This window comes from Rhodococcus shunpengi, from assembly GCF_048381395.1.
In the GTDB taxonomy this organism is placed as follows: Bacteria; Actinomycetota; Actinomycetes; order Mycobacteriales; family Mycobacteriaceae; genus Rhodococcus.
Genome location: NZ_JBLWIU010000012.1, coordinates 251,270 through 269,267, shown reverse-complemented (window position 1 = coordinate 269,267; position 17,998 = coordinate 251,270). Strand labels below are relative to the sequence as shown.

General features: G+C 67.4%; 17 protein-coding genes. 7 read left to right on the top strand and 10 right to left on the bottom strand.

Annotated features, from left to right (window positions below):
* Nucleotides 1-32: 32 nt before the first annotated feature.
* The gene (locus tag ACNJ7K_RS06465) at nt 33-572 is read right to left on the bottom strand and encodes a winged helix-turn-helix transcriptional regulator (RefSeq protein ID WP_120280971.1); all 540 of its coding nucleotides are present in this window, start codon (nt 570-572) and stop codon (nt 33-35) included.
* An 87-nt stretch (nt 573-659) separates the two neighbouring features.
* On the opposite strand from ACNJ7K_RS06465, the gene ACNJ7K_RS06460 reads away from it, so the two are divergent.
* The 6 genes from ACNJ7K_RS06460 to ACNJ7K_RS06435 all read left to right on the top strand — a co-directional run bounded on the left by ACNJ7K_RS06460 (nt 660) and on the right by ACNJ7K_RS06435 (nt 6,025).
* Entirely contained in the window at nt 660-1,025 is a 366-nt protein-coding gene (locus ACNJ7K_RS06460; RefSeq protein WP_120280972.1) for a nuclear transport factor 2 family protein, read from the top strand.
* A 93-nt stretch (nt 1,026-1,118) separates the two neighbouring features.
* Nucleotides 1,119-1,466, top strand: coding sequence for a metal-sensitive transcriptional regulator (locus ACNJ7K_RS06455; protein ID WP_024102573.1), 348 nt, complete (start codon nt 1,119-1,121; stop codon nt 1,464-1,466).
* 40 nt (nt 1,467-1,506) lie between these two features.
* On the top strand, nt 1,507-1,713 hold the full coding sequence (locus ACNJ7K_RS06450; protein ID WP_120280973.1) for a heavy-metal-associated domain-containing protein: 207 nt from the start codon (nt 1,507-1,509) through the stop codon (nt 1,711-1,713).
* Nucleotides 1,710-2,672 (top strand): hypothetical protein, encoded by a 963-nt coding sequence (locus ACNJ7K_RS06445; RefSeq protein WP_120280974.1) that lies wholly within the window; start codon nt 1,710-1,712, stop codon nt 2,670-2,672. The genes ACNJ7K_RS06450 and ACNJ7K_RS06445 overlap by 4 nt, the downstream gene beginning before the upstream one ends.
* A 25-nt stretch (nt 2,673-2,697) precedes the next feature.
* Nucleotides 2,698-4,980 (top strand): heavy metal translocating P-type ATPase, encoded by a 2,283-nt coding sequence (locus ACNJ7K_RS06440; protein ID WP_120280975.1) that lies wholly within the window; start codon nt 2,698-2,700, stop codon nt 4,978-4,980.
* Nucleotides 4,981-5,026: 46 nt separating this feature from the next.
* On the top strand, nt 5,027-6,025 hold the full coding sequence (locus tag ACNJ7K_RS06435; protein WP_120280976.1) for an MDR family oxidoreductase: 999 nt from the start codon (nt 5,027-5,029) through the stop codon (nt 6,023-6,025).
* A 75-nt stretch (nt 6,026-6,100) separates the two neighbouring features.
* Here ACNJ7K_RS06435 and ACNJ7K_RS06430 read toward each other — a convergent pair whose 3' ends face one another.
* The 7 genes from ACNJ7K_RS06430 to ACNJ7K_RS06400 all read right to left on the bottom strand — a co-directional run bounded on the left by ACNJ7K_RS06430 (nt 6,101) and on the right by ACNJ7K_RS06400 (nt 14,096).
* Nucleotides 6,101-7,762, bottom strand: coding sequence for a catalase (locus ACNJ7K_RS06430; protein WP_120280977.1), 1,662 nt, complete (start codon nt 7,760-7,762; stop codon nt 6,101-6,103).
* Nucleotides 7,763-7,926: 164 nt separating this feature from the next.
* A complete protein-coding gene (locus tag ACNJ7K_RS06425; protein WP_120280978.1) occupies nt 7,927-9,186 on the bottom strand; it encodes a glycosyltransferase 87 family protein in 1,260 nt (419 codons plus the stop codon).
* A 67-nt stretch (nt 9,187-9,253) separates the two neighbouring features.
* Entirely contained in the window at nt 9,254-9,970 is a 717-nt protein-coding gene (locus ACNJ7K_RS06420; protein WP_085468679.1) for an SOS response-associated peptidase, read from the bottom strand.
* An 81-nt stretch (nt 9,971-10,051) separates the two neighbouring features.
* Nucleotides 10,052-10,774, bottom strand: coding sequence for an ABC transporter ATP-binding protein (locus ACNJ7K_RS06415; protein WP_085468680.1), 723 nt, complete (start codon nt 10,772-10,774; stop codon nt 10,052-10,054).
* The gene (locus tag ACNJ7K_RS06410) at nt 10,750-11,637 is read right to left on the bottom strand and encodes an ABC transporter permease (RefSeq protein WP_085468681.1); all 888 of its coding nucleotides are present in this window, start codon (nt 11,635-11,637) and stop codon (nt 10,750-10,752) included. Before ACNJ7K_RS06410 ends, ACNJ7K_RS06415 begins: the two co-directional genes overlap by 25 nt.
* A 29-nt stretch (nt 11,638-11,666) precedes the next feature.
* The gene (locus tag ACNJ7K_RS06405; protein WP_487041374.1) at nt 11,667-13,016 is read right to left on the bottom strand and encodes an LLM class flavin-dependent oxidoreductase; all 1,350 of its coding nucleotides are present in this window, start codon (nt 13,014-13,016) and stop codon (nt 11,667-11,669) included.
* 21 nt (nt 13,017-13,037) lie between these two features.
* On the bottom strand, nt 13,038-14,096 hold the full coding sequence (locus ACNJ7K_RS06400; RefSeq protein ID WP_085468683.1) for an ABC transporter substrate-binding protein: 1,059 nt from the start codon (nt 14,094-14,096) through the stop codon (nt 13,038-13,040).
* Between the two features lie 242 nt (nt 14,097-14,338).
* Here ACNJ7K_RS06400 and ACNJ7K_RS06395 point away from each other — a divergent pair, with 242 nt between their 5' ends.
* Nucleotides 14,339-15,739, top strand: a complete 1,401-nt coding sequence (locus tag ACNJ7K_RS06395; protein WP_487041373.1) for a wax ester/triacylglycerol synthase domain-containing protein — start codon at nt 14,339-14,341, stop codon at nt 15,737-15,739.
* Here the strand turns inward: ACNJ7K_RS06395 and ACNJ7K_RS06390 are convergent, their stop codons facing one another.
* Nucleotides 15,740-16,495 carry a FadR/GntR family transcriptional regulator gene (locus tag ACNJ7K_RS06390; protein WP_487041372.1) on the bottom strand — a complete coding sequence of 252 codons (756 nt, stop codon included), beginning with the start codon at nt 16,493-16,495 and terminating at the stop codon, nt 15,740-15,742. It abuts the gene before it with no gap.
* Between the two features lie 5 nt (nt 16,496-16,500).
* On the bottom strand, nt 16,501-17,868 hold the full coding sequence (locus ACNJ7K_RS06385) for a phosphotransferase family protein (protein WP_159417078.1): 1,368 nt from the start codon (nt 17,866-17,868) through the stop codon (nt 16,501-16,503).
* Nucleotides 17,869-17,998 lie beyond the last annotated feature (130 nt).

Genomic DNA, 17,998 nt, shown 5'->3' with positions numbered 1-17,998 from the left:
CCGAAACGACGACTCATCCGCACGGAATGTCGTTACGACACCGTGGGCTCGTGACCATCGTCTGCGTCTGCGCGTCCGGACGCGGCGCCGGTTCTGCGGGCATAGCGTTCGCGCATCTCGGGTCCCGCCGCCGGGCCGGCGGTATAGATGTATCGCGGATCGTCGACGCGCTCGCCGGTGGCGGCATCGACGACCACCGGCTCGACTTCGCGGCCGGTGTGTGAGTCGACCAGGATCATGGACCGCTCCTGCGCGGCCAGTTGCGCATTCCGCCAGGCCGCCAGCGCGATCAGCACGGGCCGTAGCGATCGGCCGAGCGCGGTGAGTACGTATTCGTAACGAACGGGTCGTTCCTGGTACGGCTTCCGCTCCAGGATTCCCGCCTCGACAAGCGCTTTCAGTCTGCTCGTGAGCATGCTCGACGAGATCCCGGTGTTGTCCTGGAACTCGTCGAAACGCGAATAACCGTCGAAGCAGTCGTGGAGTATCAGCACCGTCCACCACTCACCGACCAGGCCCAATGTCGTCGACAGCGGACACTCGCGGTCCTCGAGACGAATTCTGCCGGCCATGCCACCTCCTCGACGTCGCTGCTATTCTAGCAGTCACTGTTACTTCTAAAATAGAAGTGACTCCGAGGACTATCGAGAGGAACTGCAATGACGAATTCCGTGGTCGACCGGTGTCCGGATGCCGTGCGCGCCTACCTGGCTCTTGCTTCAGGCGAGGATCGCACCGCGGCGACTCCGCTCTTTGCGGAGGATGCGCACGTGACGGACGACGGGACCGACCATCGTGGCAGGGCCGAGATCAGGGAGTGGCTCGACCGGGTCGCGGGTGAGTTCTCGTACACCACAACCCCGATCTCCGCCGACGGCGACGCCGCCTCGGATCGGGTGTCGGTGCGGTGCCGAATCGAAGGGAACTTCCCCGGGGGTGTCGTCGACCTGGATTACCGCTTCCGCCTCGATGCGGCCGGTCGCCTCGCGAGTCTGGTGATCGCCCCGGCCGTCGACCAGGGGTGATGTCTCTCGGTGGTCGCTCCTTGTCGTAGATACCCTAGGGGGGTATGGTATCCGTCAGGACGACCGCCGAGCGCACCGACAAGGACGACTCCGATGCCGAATACCCCGAGCGAGACCGTGCACACCGATGCCGTCGCACACGACGACGCGCATCAGCACAGCTACATCGCCAACAACACCAAGGCCGACTACCTCAAGCGACTGCGTCGCATCGAGGGGCAGGCTCGCGGCCTGCAGCGGATGGTCGAGGAAGAGAAGTACTGCATCGACATCCTCACGCAGATCGCGGCGATGAAGAAGGCTCTCGAGGCCGTCGCGCTCGGTCTGCTCGACGAGCACATGGCGCACTGCGTGGCCGGTGCCGTGCGCGCCGGCGGCGACGAGGCCGACCTCAAGTTGAAGGAAGCCAGCGACGCCATTGCGCGACTCGTCCGCTCCTGATCGTCCCGACCCGTTCACGACCCGTATCCGAGGAGTTCCCATGAGCCACACCAGCACCTACACCGTCACCGGCATGACCTGCCGGCACTGCGTCGCGTCGGTCACCGAAGAGGTCCAGGAGATCCCGGGCGTCGAGAACGTCGAGGTCGATCTGGACACCGGTGCCGTCACCGTCACGAGCGCCGAGTCCCTCGACGATGCCGCCGTCGCGGCCGCCGTCGAGGAGGCCGGTTACAACCTCGCATGAACACCCCGGCCAAGCTCACCGGCTTCGTCGCCGCCGTAGCCGCGGTCTTCGGTATCGCGCTGCTCGTCGGCGCCACCGTCGGCCCGGTGGAGGAGCAGACCGGGGATCCGACCGCGAGCGCCCACGACGCCGGTCACGGTGAGGACACCGCCACCGGCAGCGCCGCGGAAACACCTGCTGTGGAAGACATCCCGGGAGGTCTGATGATGTCTCAGAACGGTTATACTCTCGCGCTCGCCGAGAGGAATCTCGAGTCGGGTGAGGGCAGGAACCTGACATTCGCGATCAACGGTCCCGACGGCGTGCCGGTGACCGACTTCGACGTCACCCACGACAAAGAGCTGCACCTGATCGTCGTGCGCCGCGACTTCACCGATTTCCAGCACGTCCATCCCGTACTCGACGAGAACACCGGTATCTGGTCCGTCGACGTCGACCTCACGCCCGGCACGTGGCGGGTCTTCACCGACTTCACGCCCACCGGGGGAGAGGCGCTCACGCTGGGCACCGACCTCACGGTGGAAGGCGAATTCGTCCCTGCCCCACTGGAAGCCGACAACCGCACCGCTACCGTCGACGGCTACGAGGTCACCCTCGACGGCGACCTGTCGTCGGGTACCGACGCGATGCTCACCCTCACCGTGAGCAAGGACGGACAGCCGGTCACCGACCTGCAGCCCTATCTCGGTGCCTACGGACACCTGGTGGCACTGCGCGGCGGCGACCTCGCCTATCTCCACGTCCACCCGGACGGGACACCCGGCGACGGCACCACACGACCCGGCCCCGAGGTCGTCTTCCACACCTCCGTCCCGAGTACCGGCACCTATCACCTCTATCTCGACTTCCAGCACGACGGAGTGGTTCGCACCGCGGCCTTCGCTCTCACCGCCGGAGACACCGGCGAGGTGCAGACGGGGTCCGGCGCGCACGGTGACCACAACCATTCCGGCCGCTGACGGCACCTTTTCCGAGGAGACACACATGACCACGCAGAGTCAGCCGGTCGCCGCCGAATCGATCGAACTCGCCATCACCGGCATGACCTGCGCATCCTGCGCCAATCGCATCGAGCGCAAGCTCAACAAGCTCGACGGCGTCACCGCGACCGTCAACTACGCCACCGAGAAGGCGAAGGTCACCTACCCCGACGACGTGACACCCGAGGATCTCGTCACGGTCGTCGAACAGGCCGGCTATGGCGCCGCACTGCCGCCGCCGCCCGCGCAGACGGCCGACCGGTCCGATGACGTGCCCGAAACCGATTCGGTTGCGGCGCTTCGTCACAGGCTCGTCGTCTCGGCGATCCTGACGGTGCCGGTGATCGCGATGGCGATGATCCCGGCCCTGCAGTTCACCAACTGGCAGTGGCTCTCGCTCACCCTCGCCGCGCCGGTCGTGGTGTGGGGTGCGTGGCCGTTCCACCGGGCGGCGTGGATCAACCTGCGCCACGGCACGTCCACCATGGACACCCTTGTGTCGCTGGGAACCCTTGCTGCCCTGGGATGGTCGGTCTACGCCCTGTTCTGGGGAACGGCGGGTGAACCGGGGATGGTCCACCCGTTCGAGTTCACCATCGCGCGGGGCGACGGCAGCGGCAACATCTATCTCGAGGCCGCGGCCGGTGTCACGACGTTCATCCTCGCCGGACGCTACTTCGAGCAACGATCGAAGCGACGCGCAGGCGCCGCCCTGCGTGCCCTGCTCGAACTCGGTGCCAAGGACGTCGCGGTCCTCGGACCGGACGGGACCACCGAGACCCGGGTTCCGGTGGAGCAGTTGGCAGTCGGGGATCTGTTCGTCGTACGGCCGGGTGAGAAGATCGCCACCGACGGTGTGATCGAACGGGGCACGTCGGCGGTCGACGCGTCGATGCTGACCGGTGAATCCGTTCCCGTCGAGGTCGGTGTGGGCGACAGTGTCGTCGGCGGCACGGTCGACGTGGGTGGACGACTCGTGGTGCGCGCGACCCGCGTCGGCTCCGACACCCAGCTCGCGCAGATGGCGAAGCTGGTGGAGGACGCCCAGAACGGTAAGGCCCAGGTGCAGCGCCTGGCCGACCGGATCTCCGGCATCTTCGTGCCGATCGTCCTGCTGATCGCTGCCGGCACACTCGGTTTCTGGCTCGGCACCGGCAACGGACCTGCGGCGGCCTTCACCGCGGCGGTCGCGGTGCTGATCATCGCCTGTCCGTGTGCCCTCGGCCTGGCCACCCCGACCGCGCTGATGGTCGGTACCGGTCGCGGCGCCCAGCTCGGCATCCTCATCAAGGGACCCGAGGTCCTCGAGTCGACCCGTTCGGTCGACACCGTGGTCCTCGACAAGACCGGTACGGTCACCACCGGCCGGATGACGCTGCGCGAAGTCGTCGCCGACGACGGGGAGAACGCCGACGACGTGCTGCGGTACGCCGGGGCACTCGAGTCGGCGTCGGAACACCCGATCGCACGTGCCATCAGCGACGCGGCTGCGGACAGGTTCGGCGGCCTGCCCCAGGTGGAGGACTTCACGAACGTCGAGGGCCTCGGTGTCCAGGGAGTGCTCGTCGACGGCGACACGAGCCGCGCCGTGCTGGTGGGACGCCCGAAGCTGCTGGCCGACTGGTCGCAACATCTCTCCGAGACCCTGCAGCAGGCGTTCGAGCAGGCCCGGAAGTCCGGTGGCACGGCCATCGCCGTCGGCTGGGACGGAAAGGCCCGCGGCATCGTCGTCGTGGCGGACGCGGTCAAGCCGACCTCCGCGAAGGCCGTCGCCGAACTGCGGGAGCTCGGCCTGCGTCCGATCCTGCTCACCGGCGACAACGCCGCCGTCGCGCACACCGTGGCGGCCGAGGTCGGCATCGACGAGGCCGACGTGATCGCCGACGTGCTGCCCACCGACAAGGTCGACGTGGTCGAGCGACTCCAGCGCGAGGGCGCGGTGGTCGCGATGGTCGGCGACGGTGTCAACGACGCCGCGGCGCTCGCCCGGGCCGACCTGGGTCTGGCGATGGGCACCGGCACCGACGTCGCGATCGAGGCGAGCGACCTGACGTTGGTCCGCGGCGACCTGATGGTCGCGGTCGATGCCATCCGGTTGTCGCGCCGCACGCTGACGACGATCAAGGGCAACCTGTTCTGGGCGTTCGCATACAACGTCGCGGCACTGCCGCTGGCGGCCGCGGGCCTGCTGAACCCGATGCTCGCCGGTGCCGCGATGGCCTTCTCGTCGGTGTTCGTGGTCTCCAACAGCCTGCGACTGCGACGGTTCCGCGCGCACGCGGCCTGACCGCTTTCGGCTGCAGCGAGGAGGACGGCCTGTCAGGATCGGATCCATGACACAGCCGTCCTCCTTCCGTGCCCTGGTCGTCGACGACACCGACGACGGCCAGGTGGCACAGTTCCGCGAACTGACCGACACCGACCTTCCCGAACACGACGTCCTCGTCGAGGTCGAGTACTCCTCGCTGAACTACAAGGACGGTCTCGTGATCGCGGGACCGCAGAAGATGGCGCGACGCACCCCGCTGGTTGCCGGAGCCGATCTCGCCGGCACCGTCCTCGAGAGCAGCAACCCCGACTGGAAGCCGGGCGACCGCGTCGTCGTCAACGGCTGGGGTCTGTCCGAGACCCAGTCGGGCGGGTACACCCGGCGCCAGCGCGTGAAGCCCGAGTGGCTCGTGCGCATCCCCGATGCCTTCTCCACCCGCGACGCCATGGCCATCGGCACCGCCGGCTACACGTCCGCCCTGTGCCTCGACGCGCTCGAACGGTACGGGATCGCATCCGACGCGGAACTGCTCGTCACCGGCGCGGCCGGTGGCGTCGGGTCGATCGCCGTCGCGCTCGCCGCTGCCGCGGGACACACGGTCGTCGCCGCGACCGGCCGTCCCGAGACCCACGACTTCCTGAGCGAACTCGGTGCGTCGTCGTTCGTCGACCGTGCCGAACTGCAGGGCAAGGGCCGGCCCCTGGGCAAGGAACGCTGGGATGCCGCGGTGGACGCGGTGGGCGGTTCGACGCTCGTGAACGTGCTGTCGCAGATCCGCTACGGCGGCGCGGTCGCCGCGTGCGGTCTCACGGAGTCACCGTCGATGCCCGATGCCACGGTGATGCCGCACATCCTGCGCGGCGTCGCGTTGCTGGGCGTCGACTCGGTGATGGCGCCGACTCCGCTGCGCCGGTCGGCGTGGGATCGTCTCGCCCGCGATCTCCCTGCGAGCACCCTGGATTCGCTGTCGCGGGTCGAACCGCTCTCGGACGTCCCGCGACTCGCCGAGGAGATCCTGGCGGGCAAGGTGCGCGGCCGGGTGGTCGTCGACGTCACCGCCTGAGAACGGTTCCGGAGAACGACCGGTGGGCAGCCACTTCGACAAGTGACTGCCCACCGGGGCCGAGACGGACGGACGCTACGAGGACGCGTGGACCTCGCGCTCGTTGGGCACGCAATGCGTCATCTGCAATCCGGTCACATCACGGGGACCGTTCTTGCCGAGATTCGCTGCGCGTTGCAGTTCGTCCTCGTCGAGGGTCTGGCTCTGCAACGGCGGTAGATCCCGTATGTCGTCGGCACTGATACCGAGTCCGTCGCCGACGCGTTGTCCGAGCTCGTCGTCGCACATGAAGAAATGCCACACCATCCGCTCCTGCACCTCGCGGACGGCCTGCCCGATACCGCCGACGAGATTCTTCACCAGGTCGTCCTTCTCCCACTGCTCCATGAGCTGGTAGCGCTGGCCGGCCTGCTCGTAGTCGTTGGTACGCGGAATACGTTTGCGCGTGAGACGACCCCGGATTTCCGGCCCCTGATCGTCGTGAGTCGGGAACTCGGCTTCGCGCAGACCGCCGGTGATGGACGGTTCGTAGTTCACGTGCGGGTTGTCGCCGACATCGTCGACGCCGTATGCCATCGGTCCGCCCTGCTGATTGGTGGCCACGTGGGCGTTCTTCGCCGAGTTGACCGGAAGTTGCAGGTAATTGGGCCCCACCCGGTAACGCTGCGTGTCGGAATAGGAGAACGTGCGTCCCACGAGCATCTTGTCGTCGGAGAAGTCGAGTCCGTCGACGAGGACGCCGGTGCCGAAGGAGATCTGCTCGTTCTCGAGGAAGTGGTTCTCGACGTTGCGGTCGATCACCATTCTGCCGACCGGCATGGCGGGGAACTCGTTCTCCGGCCAGACCTTCGTGTCGTCCAGGGGATCGAAGTTCAGCTCCGGATGGTCGTCGTCGCTCATCATCTGTACGCGCAGTTCCCATTCGGGGTGGTCACCGCGCTCGATGGCCTCGTACATGTCCTTGCTGGCATGCCCGAGATCGTGCGCCTGAATGGCTGCCGCGTCGTCCTCGGTCAGGCTCTTGACACCGATCTTCGGAATCCAATGGTATTTCACGAGGTGTGTCACGCCCTCGGCGTTGACCCACTTGTAGGTGTTGACCCCGAAGCCCTGCTGAGTGCGGTAATTGGCCGGAATGCCACGGGGACTGAACAGATTCACCAGCATGTGCATCGCTTCGGGTGTCTGCGACATGAAGTCGAAGATGCGTGCGGGTTCCTGCCGGAAAGTGACGGGGTCGGGCTTCAGTGAATGGATGACGTCGGGGAACTTGATCGCGTCGCGAATGAAGAAAACCGCGAGGTTGTTTCCGACGAGATCCCAGTTACCGTCCTCCGTGTAGAACTTGACCGCGAAACCTCGTGGATCGCGGGCGGTTTCCGACGAGTCGCGTCCACCGATGACCGTGGAGAGCCGGATGGCGACGTCGGTCCGCTTCCCCGGCTCGGCGAAGAGTTTCGCGCGCGTGTAGTTCGTGATGGGTTCATCGCCCCATTTCCCGGTGGCTTCGAAATATCCGTAGGCGACGAAACCGCGCGCGTGCACCACTCTTTCCGGAATACGTTCTCGATCGAAATGGCTGATCTTTTCGAGGAACTGATAGTTCTCCAGCGTCGCGGGTCCGCGGGGGCCCACCGTCCTCTGATTCTGGTTGTCGTATACGGGGTGGCCCTGGCGGTTGGTCAACACACGTCGGTCGTCTCTCCGGGCCGGGCCCTGCGACGAAACATCGGTCACGGTGTTCTCCCTCGGATGCAGTTGATGGGCTTTCTCGTAATCGAGTTGTCACCCGTCCTGTGCGACGGCGACATCCCTCTCACTATTACGTTCTTTCCGGGTTCCCGTCGGCCTTTCGCGAACAACGACCCGGATGCCCGACAACCGGCGCACCCTCTACACGATCAGCGCGCGGTCTCCGCGTTCGGCAGTTGTTCCGACGAGGCGGAGTCCGGATCGGTCCGTGGACCGAAGGCGAGCCAGAGCAGGAATCCGAATCCAGCCGTGACGTAGAGCGTGCCGAGCAGGTGCTGCCATGCGGCCCAGCCGAGTTCGAGATCGCCACCCGTGGGGAACAGATGGTGCGGGCCGATCAGGAAGACGAGCGCGACGCCGGCGGCGATCGCCGTGAGCCTCTGCGCATCGGTTGCGCGCCACGCCGCGAGCGCGAGGGCCGGCAGTGCCGGCGCGACCCACACCCAGTGGTGCGACCACGACACCGGCGACGCCAGCAGCACGGCCGTCGCGTTCGCGAACAGGGCGAGCACGAGATCGCCCTGCTCGAGGGCACGCCGGATGGCCACCACCGCGACCAGCAGCATCACCGCGACGGCGAGCAGCCACAGCACGGACCCCATGAGTTCGGGCGGCCCGAAGCGGGAGATCACGGCCTTGAAGGACTGGTTGGTGGCGAAGTACGCCGCGCCGATCCGGCCGGTGTCGGGCAGGGTGTCCAGCCAGTACTTCGTGGAGGTCGCGGGCATCACGGCGAACGCGAGGGCGGTGAACCCGAAGGTCGACGCGATGATGGTGGCGCTGGTCCGCCGGTCGCGCCGCAGCAGGAACAGCAGCAGGAATGCGATGGGCGTGAGTTTGACGGCGGCGGCCAGTCCGATCAGCATTCCGCGCGGCCACTTCGGGGTCTTCACCAGGACGTCGAGGGCGACGAGCGCCATCAGGACGAGGTTGATCTGCCCGAACGAGATCGTCTCGCGCACAGGTTCGAGCAACAGTGCTCCGGCGACCGCGACCGCCGTGACGATCCATGCCGTTCGCGTCTCGAAGTCCGGGCGGAGCCGGTCCAGCACGACCCGCAGGGTGACGACGAGCGCGGCGACCGAGACGAGGGTGAAGACGATCTTGCCGAACGTCACGGGGATCAGCGCCAGGGGAGCGAAGAGCATCGCCGACAGCGGCGGGTAGGTGAACGGCAACGCGAAGTCGTCGGTCACCGGAGGCATCTGCCCGTAGATGTCGGCGCCGTCGAGCAGCACCCGCGCGCCCATCCGGTAGACCAGGAAGTCGATGAGTTCGCTCCTGACGAGGATCGCGACGAGCACACCCACGGAGACGAGCGACGCGATCACCGCGACGGCGGTACCGCGAGGTCCGGTGAGGAACGGAGGCGTCGTCGAACCGATCGGAGTCTGCCGTGATTGTCGCACCCGGCAACTTTAGTCAATTCCGATAATCGTTCCGGTCCGACGTGGGGAATGCCATACGGCCGGAATGTCACGAATCGACAGGTCGCAGCAGGTCGGGGTTGTTGTTCCGAGGTGAATTGACCGCCGTGCTCACCTCGTATGGTTCGAGCGTCGGTTCGGGAATCGAATTCAGCAGGGCGTCGACGTCGTCGCGGTCGTTCAGCTCGGGATCGAGCCACGGACCGACGAAGGTGTCGGGCAGGATCACCGGCGACCGTTCGTGGATGTGCCCGGCGGCGTCGGTCGCGGGACGGGTGAGCACGGTGCACGTCCACAACCAGCGGTCGGGATGGTCCTCCGGCAGCTCCGGGTTCGGCCACAGCTCGTAGAGCCCGGCCATCGAGATCGGTCCGTCCGCGTGCAGGAAGAACGGGATCTTCTTCCCGTCCTCACCCTTCATCCACTCGTAGTACCCGTCGGCGGGCAGCACGCACCGACGCTTCGCTGCCGCGGCCTTGAAGGCGGGCTTCTGGGTGATGGTCTCGGAGCGGGCGTTGATCATCCGCGACCCGATCTTCGGGTCCTTCGCCCAGAACGGCACGAGCCCCCACTTGATCTGCGAGGACACGATGCGGATCGGCTCGGCGTCCGGTTCCTCGCGCGGCGCTCGCTCGAGCACGACGTTCACGCGCTGGGTGGGCGCGATGTTGTACGACGGGGGCAGTTCCTCACCCACGGCCTCGACGGCGTCGTAGGCCGCGAGCAGATCCCCGCGGGTACTGGTGCTGGCATAGCGTCCACACACGATGCATCTCCCGTCGGCGACTCCGGAGCGACGATTCGATTCTCTCTCATCGGTCGCTCCAGCGGAGACAGTGCAGGTCGCTCAGACGGAGACCTCGACTCCCAGTGCCTCGAGCAGGGTGCGGCGGTACTCCGCGATCTCGACGACGTGATCGGCCCGCGGGTGAGGCAGGTCGATGGTCAGTTCGACGGCGAACGAGCCGTGGTCGAGCACGAGCACTCGGTCGGCGAGGGCGATGGCTTCGTCGACGTCGTGGGTGACGAGCAGGACCGCGGGCCGGTGCTTGGCGCACAGTTCCTGCAGCAGTCCGTGCATCCTGATCTTCGTCAGTGCGTCGAGGGCACCGAACGGCTCGTCGGCGAGCAGCAGCTCGGGTTCGCGCACGAGCGACCGCGCCAGCGACACCCGTTGCTGCTCACCACCGGACAGCTCGGTGGGCCATGCCTTCTCGCGTCCGGCGAGCCCGACCTCCGCCAGGGCGGTGCGGCCGCGCTCGGCGGCGTCGTCGCCGTCGAGACCGAGGATCACGTTGTCGAGCACCCGAGCCCAGGGCAGCAGTCGCGAGTCCTGGAAGACCACCGCCCGCTTCTGCGGCACCTCGAGGGTGCCCGAGCCGGGCACGCCGTGGTCGAGTTCGGCCAGGGCGCGCAGCAGGGTGCTCTTGCCCGAGCCGCTGCGGCCGAGCAGTGCCACGAACTCGCCGGGGGCGATCTCGAGGTCGATGTTGTTCAGCACCGCGCGTCCGTCGAAGCCACGGCTCAGGCCGCGGGTGCGTACGGTCAGTTGCCGATCGTCCTGCGCCATGCCAGCGCCTTCCTCTCTGCCGCACGGACCAGCAGGTCGCTGCCGAATCCGAGGATCGCGTAGACCACCAGTCCGACGATGATGATCTCGGTCATGCCGTAGTTGCGGGCCTGGTACATCAGGTAGCCGATGCCGCTCGAGGCGTTGACCTGTTCGACGACCACCAGGGCCAGCCATGCGATGGTCACCGACAGGCGCAGGCCGGTGAAGAAACCGGGCAGCGCCCCCGGCAGGGCGATGCGCCGGACGAACCGGGCGCGGGACAGATCCAGCGTCTCGGCCAGTTCGACGTAGCGGGCGTCGATGCCGCGCAGCGCCGAGTAGGTGTTGATGTAGACGGGGACGAACACCGACAGGGCGATGAGCAGGATTTTCATCTCCTCGCCGATGCCGAACCACAGGATCGCCAGCGGCATCAACGCCAGGGTGGGGATGGAGCGCTTGATCTGCACCGGGCCGTCGATCAACGCCTCACCGATGCGCGACAGGCCGGCGGCCAGTGCGAGCACCAGTCCGAGGACGACACCGATGACCCCGCCGATCAGGGCGCGCTGGACGGAGGTCCACAGGTTCGACTGCAGTCGTCCGTCGCCGATCAGTTCCCATGCGGTGGTGACGACCGTCCACGGCGCCGAGAGGGTCTTCGGATCGAGCACCCCGGTGGCCGAGGTGACGATCCATGCCACCAGCAGCAGCGCCGGGCCGATCGCCAGGCCGAACTTGATCGGCTTGCCCGGGGCGAGGCGGCTGCGGGTCGTGCGCGGCGACAGGTCGGCCGTCGCGCCGGGATCGGGCTTCTGGTCGGTGTCGGCGTCACCGGCCAGGCCACTGCCGAAACGCCGGGGTTCGACGGAGACGCTCATGGCTCCAGTCCTTTCGTCGGTTCGGTCGGTCAGACGCCGGCGGCAGCGAGCTCGCGTGCGTACTGGCTCTCCGGACGCGGCAGGCCGTAGTGGTCGCGCAGCGTGGTGCCGGTGTACTCGGTCCGGAACAGGCCGCGCTCCTGCAGGATCGGCACCACCTGGGAGGCGAACGCCTCGAGACCCTGCGGGTACTGCGGCGGCATGATGTTGAAGCCGTCCGCGGCACCGTTGGTGAACCACTCCTCGATGATGTCGGCGATCTGCACCGGCGTACCCGCGACGACGTTGTGGCCCCGTGCGCCGGCGAGCTTGTGCAGCAGCTGACGCAGGGTCGGCTGTTCGCGCTCGACGATCTTTGCGAAGACCAGGCGGCGGCTGTTGTCGTTGTCGGTGATGTCGCCTGCGCCGGCGAACAATTCGACCGGCACCTTCTCGTCCAGCTCGAGCCGGGACACGTCGATGCGGCCCATCTTCTGGAGCTGCCCGAGGCCGTATTCGACGATGGTGAGCTCGTTGAACTCGCGCTGCAGTTCCTTCGCCTCGGCCTCGGTCGCACCGATGAACGGGCTCAGGCCGGGAAGGATCTTCACGTGATCGGGATTGCGCCCGAATGCCGCTGCGCGGGTCTTGATGTCGGTGTAGAAGGCCTGGGCGTCCTCGATGCGCTGGTGCGCGGTGAAGATCGCCTCGGCGTAGGTCGACGCGAAATCGCGCCCGTCGTTGGAGGATCCGGCCTGCACGAGCACGGGGCGTCCCTGCGGGGAGCGGGCCGAACCGAACGGGCCGCGCACCTTGACGTAGTCACCCTCGACGTCGATGCGGTGGATCTTGTCCGGGTCGGCGTAGACGCCGGCGGCCTTGTCGAGGACGAGTGCGTCGTCCTCCCACGAATCCCACAGCTTGATCGCGGCGTCGACGAATTCGCGTGCGCGGGCGTACCGTTCGTGAACGTCGGGGTGTTCGGTGTACCCGAAGTTCGCCGCTGCGGCGTCGGTCGCGGTGGTGACGATGTTCCAGGCGGCGCGGCCACCGGAGATGTGGTCGAGGGAGGAGAACAACCGGGCGAGGTTGTAGGGCTCGTAGTAGGTGGTCGACGCCGTGGCGATCAGCCCGAGATGCGTGGTGACCGTGGCCATCGCGACCAGCGTGGTGATCGGTTCGAGGCCGTAGTCGGGACGGTACTTCACCTCGGTGCGCAGGGCCGGGCCGTCGGCGAAGAACACCGCGTCGAGCTTCGCACTCTCCGCGAGGCGGGCGAGTTCCTGGAAGTAGGTGACGTCGTAGAGACGCTCGGGCACGCTGCCGGGATGACGCCACGAGGCCTCGTGGTGGCCGGTCGGGTAGATGAAGGCGTTGAGGTTGAGCTGGCGGTTCGTCATGTCGGATTTCCCCTCGGAAGGTCAGCTGCGGGTGTGGGAGGCGCCGGTCTCGGCGACCGCTTCGGTGACGACCTCGTCGAAACGCAGGTCGAAGGCGTCGGCGGCGTCGACGGGCTTGGGCAGTTCACCGGCGGCATCGATCACGTCGATGGTGTGCTGCTGGATCTCGATGAGCTCCTCGTCGAGGTGCGGGAAGGTGGTGATCCCGGATGTGTCGAGGATGCGCTCGCCGTCCTCGGCCGTCAGGCCCTGGCTCTTCACGAAGTAGGTGTCGATGTACGCGTCGGGGTTGTTGTTGGCCCAGTCGACGGACGTGATGTACGCGGTGACGTAGGCGCGGACCGCCGCGGCGGTCGCCGGGTCCGACAGGGCCTTCTTGCTCGAGTAGAGGTACGAGATGCCTTCGCTGAGGTCCTCGATCTCGGGGCGCGGCAGCGACGTCGCGCCCGGTGTCTGCATGTAGCGGGAGAAGACCGGCTCGCTCATCGGGGCGGCGTCGATCTGGTTGGAGCGCAGCGCGTCCGGGAAGTCCGGCAGCGACATCGACACGAGCTCGACGTCGTCGACCGACAGGCCGGCCTTGTCGAGGCCACGGAGCACGAAGGCCTGCTGCGAGGTGCCTTCGGCGTAGCCGATGCGCTTGCCCTTCAGATCCGCGAGCGTCTCGATGTCCGAAGCGTTCGGAGCGATGCCCATGTTGAGGCTGTTGTTCGTCTGCATGGCCGCGACGACCTGCACGTCGTCACCGGCGACCAGCGACTGGACGGTCATGATCTCGCCGGCCCACGCGACGTCGACCGCGTCGGCTCGGAAGGCCTCGAGGATCGCGGGCGCGCCCTGGAAGGTCGCGAACTCGTACTCGAACGGCAGCGCGTCGAGCTGTCCGGAACCGGTGAGGAGGGACAGCTGCCGCTCACCCTGGTCGGCGATGACGAGCTTGGTGCCCGCGGGGATCTCGGTGGGCAGCGCGCTGTCGGAACCGAGGCCGCCGTCACCCGAGGAACCGGAGCTACATGCCGCGACCGCGGTCAGAAGGAGCGCGATGATGGCCGTCGATCCGGCACGACGTAGACGGGGCATGGACTTCCTCACGGTTCTGGCGATGGGGAGCGATCTTCGACGGCGTCGAAGTCGTCACCGATCCTGTGCGATCCGTCGGCGGGGGACCAGGGTTTGCGTCAGCGTGAGCGAAAGGTCCTCGATCCGGCCCATCGGTGCTGTTCGCGGGCCGATATCGCCGGTATTCGCGCATCGCGGCGGTTACCGTGCGAGGGAGACCGGAGGCGGGGGAGGTGGTGTGCATGGGTGCGGACGATCGGCGCATGTCACAGCCGGATCTGATGTCCTGGCGGATGGAGAAGGACCCCGTCCTGCGGTCCACGATCGTCGCGGTGGCGCTGCTCGACCGGTCACCCGACCAGGAGCGCTTCGTCCGGATGATGGAGCGCGGAACACGTGCGGTGCCGAGCTTCCGTCGCAAGCTCGTCGAATCCCCGTTCGGGCGGACTCCACCACGGTGGGTGGACGACCCCGACTTCGATCTGTCCTGGCATCTGCGGCGCATCGCGCTCCCGCATCCCGGGGGACTGGACACCGTGCTCCCGCTCGTGCGTGCCGCGGCGATGTCGGCCTTCGACAAGGACCGTCCCCTCTGGGAGGCGACGATCGTCGACGGCCTCGACGACGGTCGCGCCGCGATCGTCCTCAAGGTGCACCACTCGCTCACCGACGGTATCGGCGGCATCCAGATCGCGAACGAGATGGTCGACTTCGAGCGCGACGGTACCGACCGCGGGCCACTGCCCGAGGATTCGCCGGCCCCGGCTCCGGCATCGGACCTCGCCGATTCCGTGGGCTGGTACCTCTCGACGGCCGGCGAGATGGTGGGGAGGGGTGTGCCGTGGCTCGTGCGTTCCGGTCTGCGGTCGGTGACGAATCCGGTCGCGGCCCTGCGCAGCGTCGTGGACACGGCCCGTTCGACGGCCCGGTTCGTGCAGCCGGTGTTCACGACGCTGTCTCCGGTGATGGTCGGCCGCAGCACGGTTCGGGAGGTCGCGGCCCTCGATCTGCCGCTCGACGCGTTGCGGCGGGCCGGACGGGCAGCGGACTCCTCGCTCAACGACGCCTTCCTGGCCGGAATCCTGCTGGGGCTGAGGCACTACCATTCCCGTCACGGTGCGCAGGTCGCCGAACTGAGGACGACGCTGCCGATCAGTCTCCGGCGCGAGAGCGACGCGATCGGAGGCAACCGGATCACCCTGGCGCGGTTCGCGCTTCCCCTCGACATCGCCGATCCGGTCGCATCGATGCACCGGGTGGACCGGATCGTCCGGTCGTGGCGGGACGAACCGGCCGTGCCGCTCTCGTCCGCCATCGCGGGTGTGCTGAACGTGCTTCCGGCCGGTGTGCTGGGTGGAATCCTCGAGCACATCGACTTTCTCGCGTCGAACGTCCCGGGTTCCCCGATCCCGCTGTACATGGCCGGGGCGGAGGTGCTGAGGTACTACCCGTTCGCTCCCACCGTCGGCTCGGCCGTCAACATCACCCTGATGTCGCACACGAACCACTGCTGCATCGGAATCAACGCCGACTCCGCCGCCGTCCCCGACCTGCCCGTCCTCGTCGAGTCGCTGGTCGAGGGCTTCGGTGAGGTGCTCGCGGTGGGAGGCGAGGGCACGCGCATCGAGACCACGCTGTCCGCAACGGCGGTCTCGCACCCCTGATCAGTCGAGGAGATCGCGCACCGGTGTGCCGGCATCCCCCTCGAGCGTGAGCAGCCGGGATGCGTACATGTGCCGCTGCCAGTGCTCGAACGCACCGTCGCCGTCGCGTAGGCGCAGCAACCGGATCAGACGCCGCAGCGATCGCACGAGCAGCATGAAGTTCTCCGCGGCATCCGGATTCGCGAGCGACATGCGTTCGCGTGCCACCTCGCCGGTGTGCCGGGCGAAGATCTCGTGGAGCATTCCCGCGATGAGCGCCAGCGTCGCGTTCCCGGACAGTTGCACCATCCGCAGATGGAACCGTGCGGCCGCCACACCGAGATCGCGGGTCGTGAACGCTGCGGGGATCTCCTCGTCGACGAAGCGCTCGAGTTCGTCGAACGCCGCCTCGGTCCCGGTGATCGCGAGGAGACGTGCGGCGGGAGGTTCCACCGCCTCGAGAGCATCGAACACGTCGGCGACTGTGGCACCGGACAATTCGAGCAACAACGATGCCGGTCGCGCGACGACCTCCGAACCCGGAACCCGGACCCGCGCTCCGGCTCGGGAACCTCGCCGCACCTCGACGAGACGTTCGGCCTCGAGCACCCGGACGGCCTCGCGCAGGGTGGGCCGGCTGATCGCGAAGTGCTCCATGAGTTCTGCCTCGTGCGGCAGATGATCGCCGTCGACGAGGGCTCCCTCGACGATCATCCGACGCAGGGTCCGCGCCACCACTTCCGCGGCCTTCGGGCTGCGGATCGCTCGGGTCTCCACGGTGACTACAGGACGTCGAAGTGTCGTTCGGCGAGAACGCCCATGGCCGAACGCAACTGCTGGGTGCGCCCGGCGATCTGGCGGGCGAACACCGTCAGGACGTCGTCGATGGGGATCTCACCGGCGAGGTGCCGTTCGACCAGCACGGTGGTGCCGTCGACGACGGTGTCGGGTCGCGATCCGAGCGCGGTTTCGAGATCGTCCAGATCGCGCTCGGTGATGCGATCTGCGTACCGGTCCGCGTCGCGGAGATACTTCAGGATGCGGGCGAGTCCCTTGCTGCGCTGGATGACGAAGGCGTCCTCGCTGCGCGGCACGATGATGTGCCGGATCTGTTCGAGGGCGGCGTCGTAGAGCCATTCGCGCTCGGTCGATTCCGCCTCGACGTCGTTCGGCGTGTCGAGGTCGATGCCGAGGACGTCGGCGAGGGCCTCGACGAGCAGGCGGCGGTGCAGAAGCCCGTAGGGCAACGCATTTCCCACCTCGGCCAACGGATCCGGATGGGCGGCGTTCCCCTGCCCGAGGATCACGATGCGCAGTTCCGCGAGCACCCGGTAGTAGCGCACCCGATCGAGGTCGACCGTGGTCCCGGATGCGCGTTCGTAGTCGGCGAAGCGATCGTGGATGTCGGTGAACGGCTCCTGGACCGCGCGGGTCGTGACCCAGGCGAGGTCGTCGTGAGGGTCGCCGAGATGACCGAGTTCGAGATCGAGAACTGCGGTGACCCTACCGTTCTCGTAGAGGAAGTTCCCCGGACCGGTGTCGCCCTGGACGATGACGACGGGGCCGTCGACGTCCGGGATGTTCCGCTTCACCCAGGTCAGTGCGAGTTCGATCAGCGGATCGGCCTTCCCGCCGGCGTCGCGGTAGACGGTCTCCCAGGTGTCGATCTCCTGCGCGACCAGCTGTCGCAGTCCCGTCTCCGGATGCTGGTCGGGCAGCTGCAAACGGTGCGGGTCGACGCGGTGCATCTCGGCCAGGATACGCATGAAATCGGAAGCCACCGACACGCGTTCGTCCTCGTCGCGGATCCGGGAGAACCAGGCCTGCCCGGGAACTCGCTCGGACAGGATGGCCTGTTCGGTGGGGTGGACTCCGACGATGCGGGGCACCGGCACCGGGGAATCGGCGAACGCGCGGTAGAAGTGCGCTTCGCGGTGCAGGGTGAACGGGTCTCCGCGTTGCGCCGGATCGAGCCGGTCGTAGCGCAGGAAGAGCGGAAGGATCGTGCCGTCGCCGGTCTCGACGTCCACGATCCACGCCTCGCGGCGGCCGCCGCCCGGTCGCCGGTCGATCTCCACGATGGTTCCGCCGGCCGTCTCGGACACCCACTCCAGCAGGGCCGGTTCGAGTGCGCCTCGGTTCTCGGTCATGTGCGTGCCCTGCTCCTTCGTGCGCTGTCACCCCGATGGTTGTGCACTAGGTTATATATCTCGATGCGGTCTGGGTAGTGTTCGGCACGCTTTCCCACGAGCTTCGGCATGGATGGTGACGTGGGTCATA

Excerpts from the sequence above, each read along its gene's own strand:
- ACNJ7K_RS06465 (WP_120280971.1), bottom strand. The coding sequence starts at position 572 with ATGGCCGGCAGAATTCGTCTCGAGGACCGCGAGTGTCCGCTGTCGACG.
- ACNJ7K_RS06460 (WP_120280972.1), top strand. The coding sequence starts at position 660 with ATGACGAATTCCGTGGTCGACCGGTGTCCGGATGCCGTGCGCGCCTAC.
- ACNJ7K_RS06455 (WP_024102573.1), top strand. The coding sequence starts at position 1,119 with ATGCCGAATACCCCGAGCGAGACCGTGCACACCGATGCCGTCGCACAC.
- ACNJ7K_RS06450 (WP_120280973.1), top strand. The coding sequence starts at position 1,507 with ATGAGCCACACCAGCACCTACACCGTCACCGGCATGACCTGCCGGCAC.
- ACNJ7K_RS06445 (WP_120280974.1), top strand. The coding sequence starts at position 1,710 with ATGAACACCCCGGCCAAGCTCACCGGCTTCGTCGCCGCCGTAGCCGCG.
- ACNJ7K_RS06440 (WP_120280975.1), top strand. The coding sequence starts at position 2,698 with ATGACCACGCAGAGTCAGCCGGTCGCCGCCGAATCGATCGAACTCGCC.
- ACNJ7K_RS06435 (WP_120280976.1), top strand. The coding sequence starts at position 5,027 with ATGACACAGCCGTCCTCCTTCCGTGCCCTGGTCGTCGACGACACCGAC.
- ACNJ7K_RS06415 (WP_085468680.1), bottom strand. The coding sequence starts at position 10,774 with ATGGCGCAGGACGATCGGCAACTGACCGTACGCACCCGCGGCCTGAGC.
- ACNJ7K_RS06410 (WP_085468681.1), bottom strand. The coding sequence starts at position 11,637 with ATGAGCGTCTCCGTCGAACCCCGGCGTTTCGGCAGTGGCCTGGCCGGT.
- ACNJ7K_RS06405 (WP_487041374.1), bottom strand. The coding sequence starts at position 13,016 with ATGACGAACCGCCAGCTCAACCTCAACGCCTTCATCTACCCGACCGGC.
- ACNJ7K_RS06400 (WP_085468683.1), bottom strand. The coding sequence starts at position 14,096 with ATGCCCCGTCTACGTCGTGCCGGATCGACGGCCATCATCGCGCTCCTT.
- ACNJ7K_RS06395 (WP_487041373.1), top strand. The coding sequence starts at position 14,339 with ATGTCACAGCCGGATCTGATGTCCTGGCGGATGGAGAAGGACCCCGTC.
- ACNJ7K_RS06385 (WP_159417078.1), bottom strand. The coding sequence starts at position 17,868 with ATGACCGAGAACCGAGGCGCACTCGAACCGGCCCTGCTGGAGTGGGTG.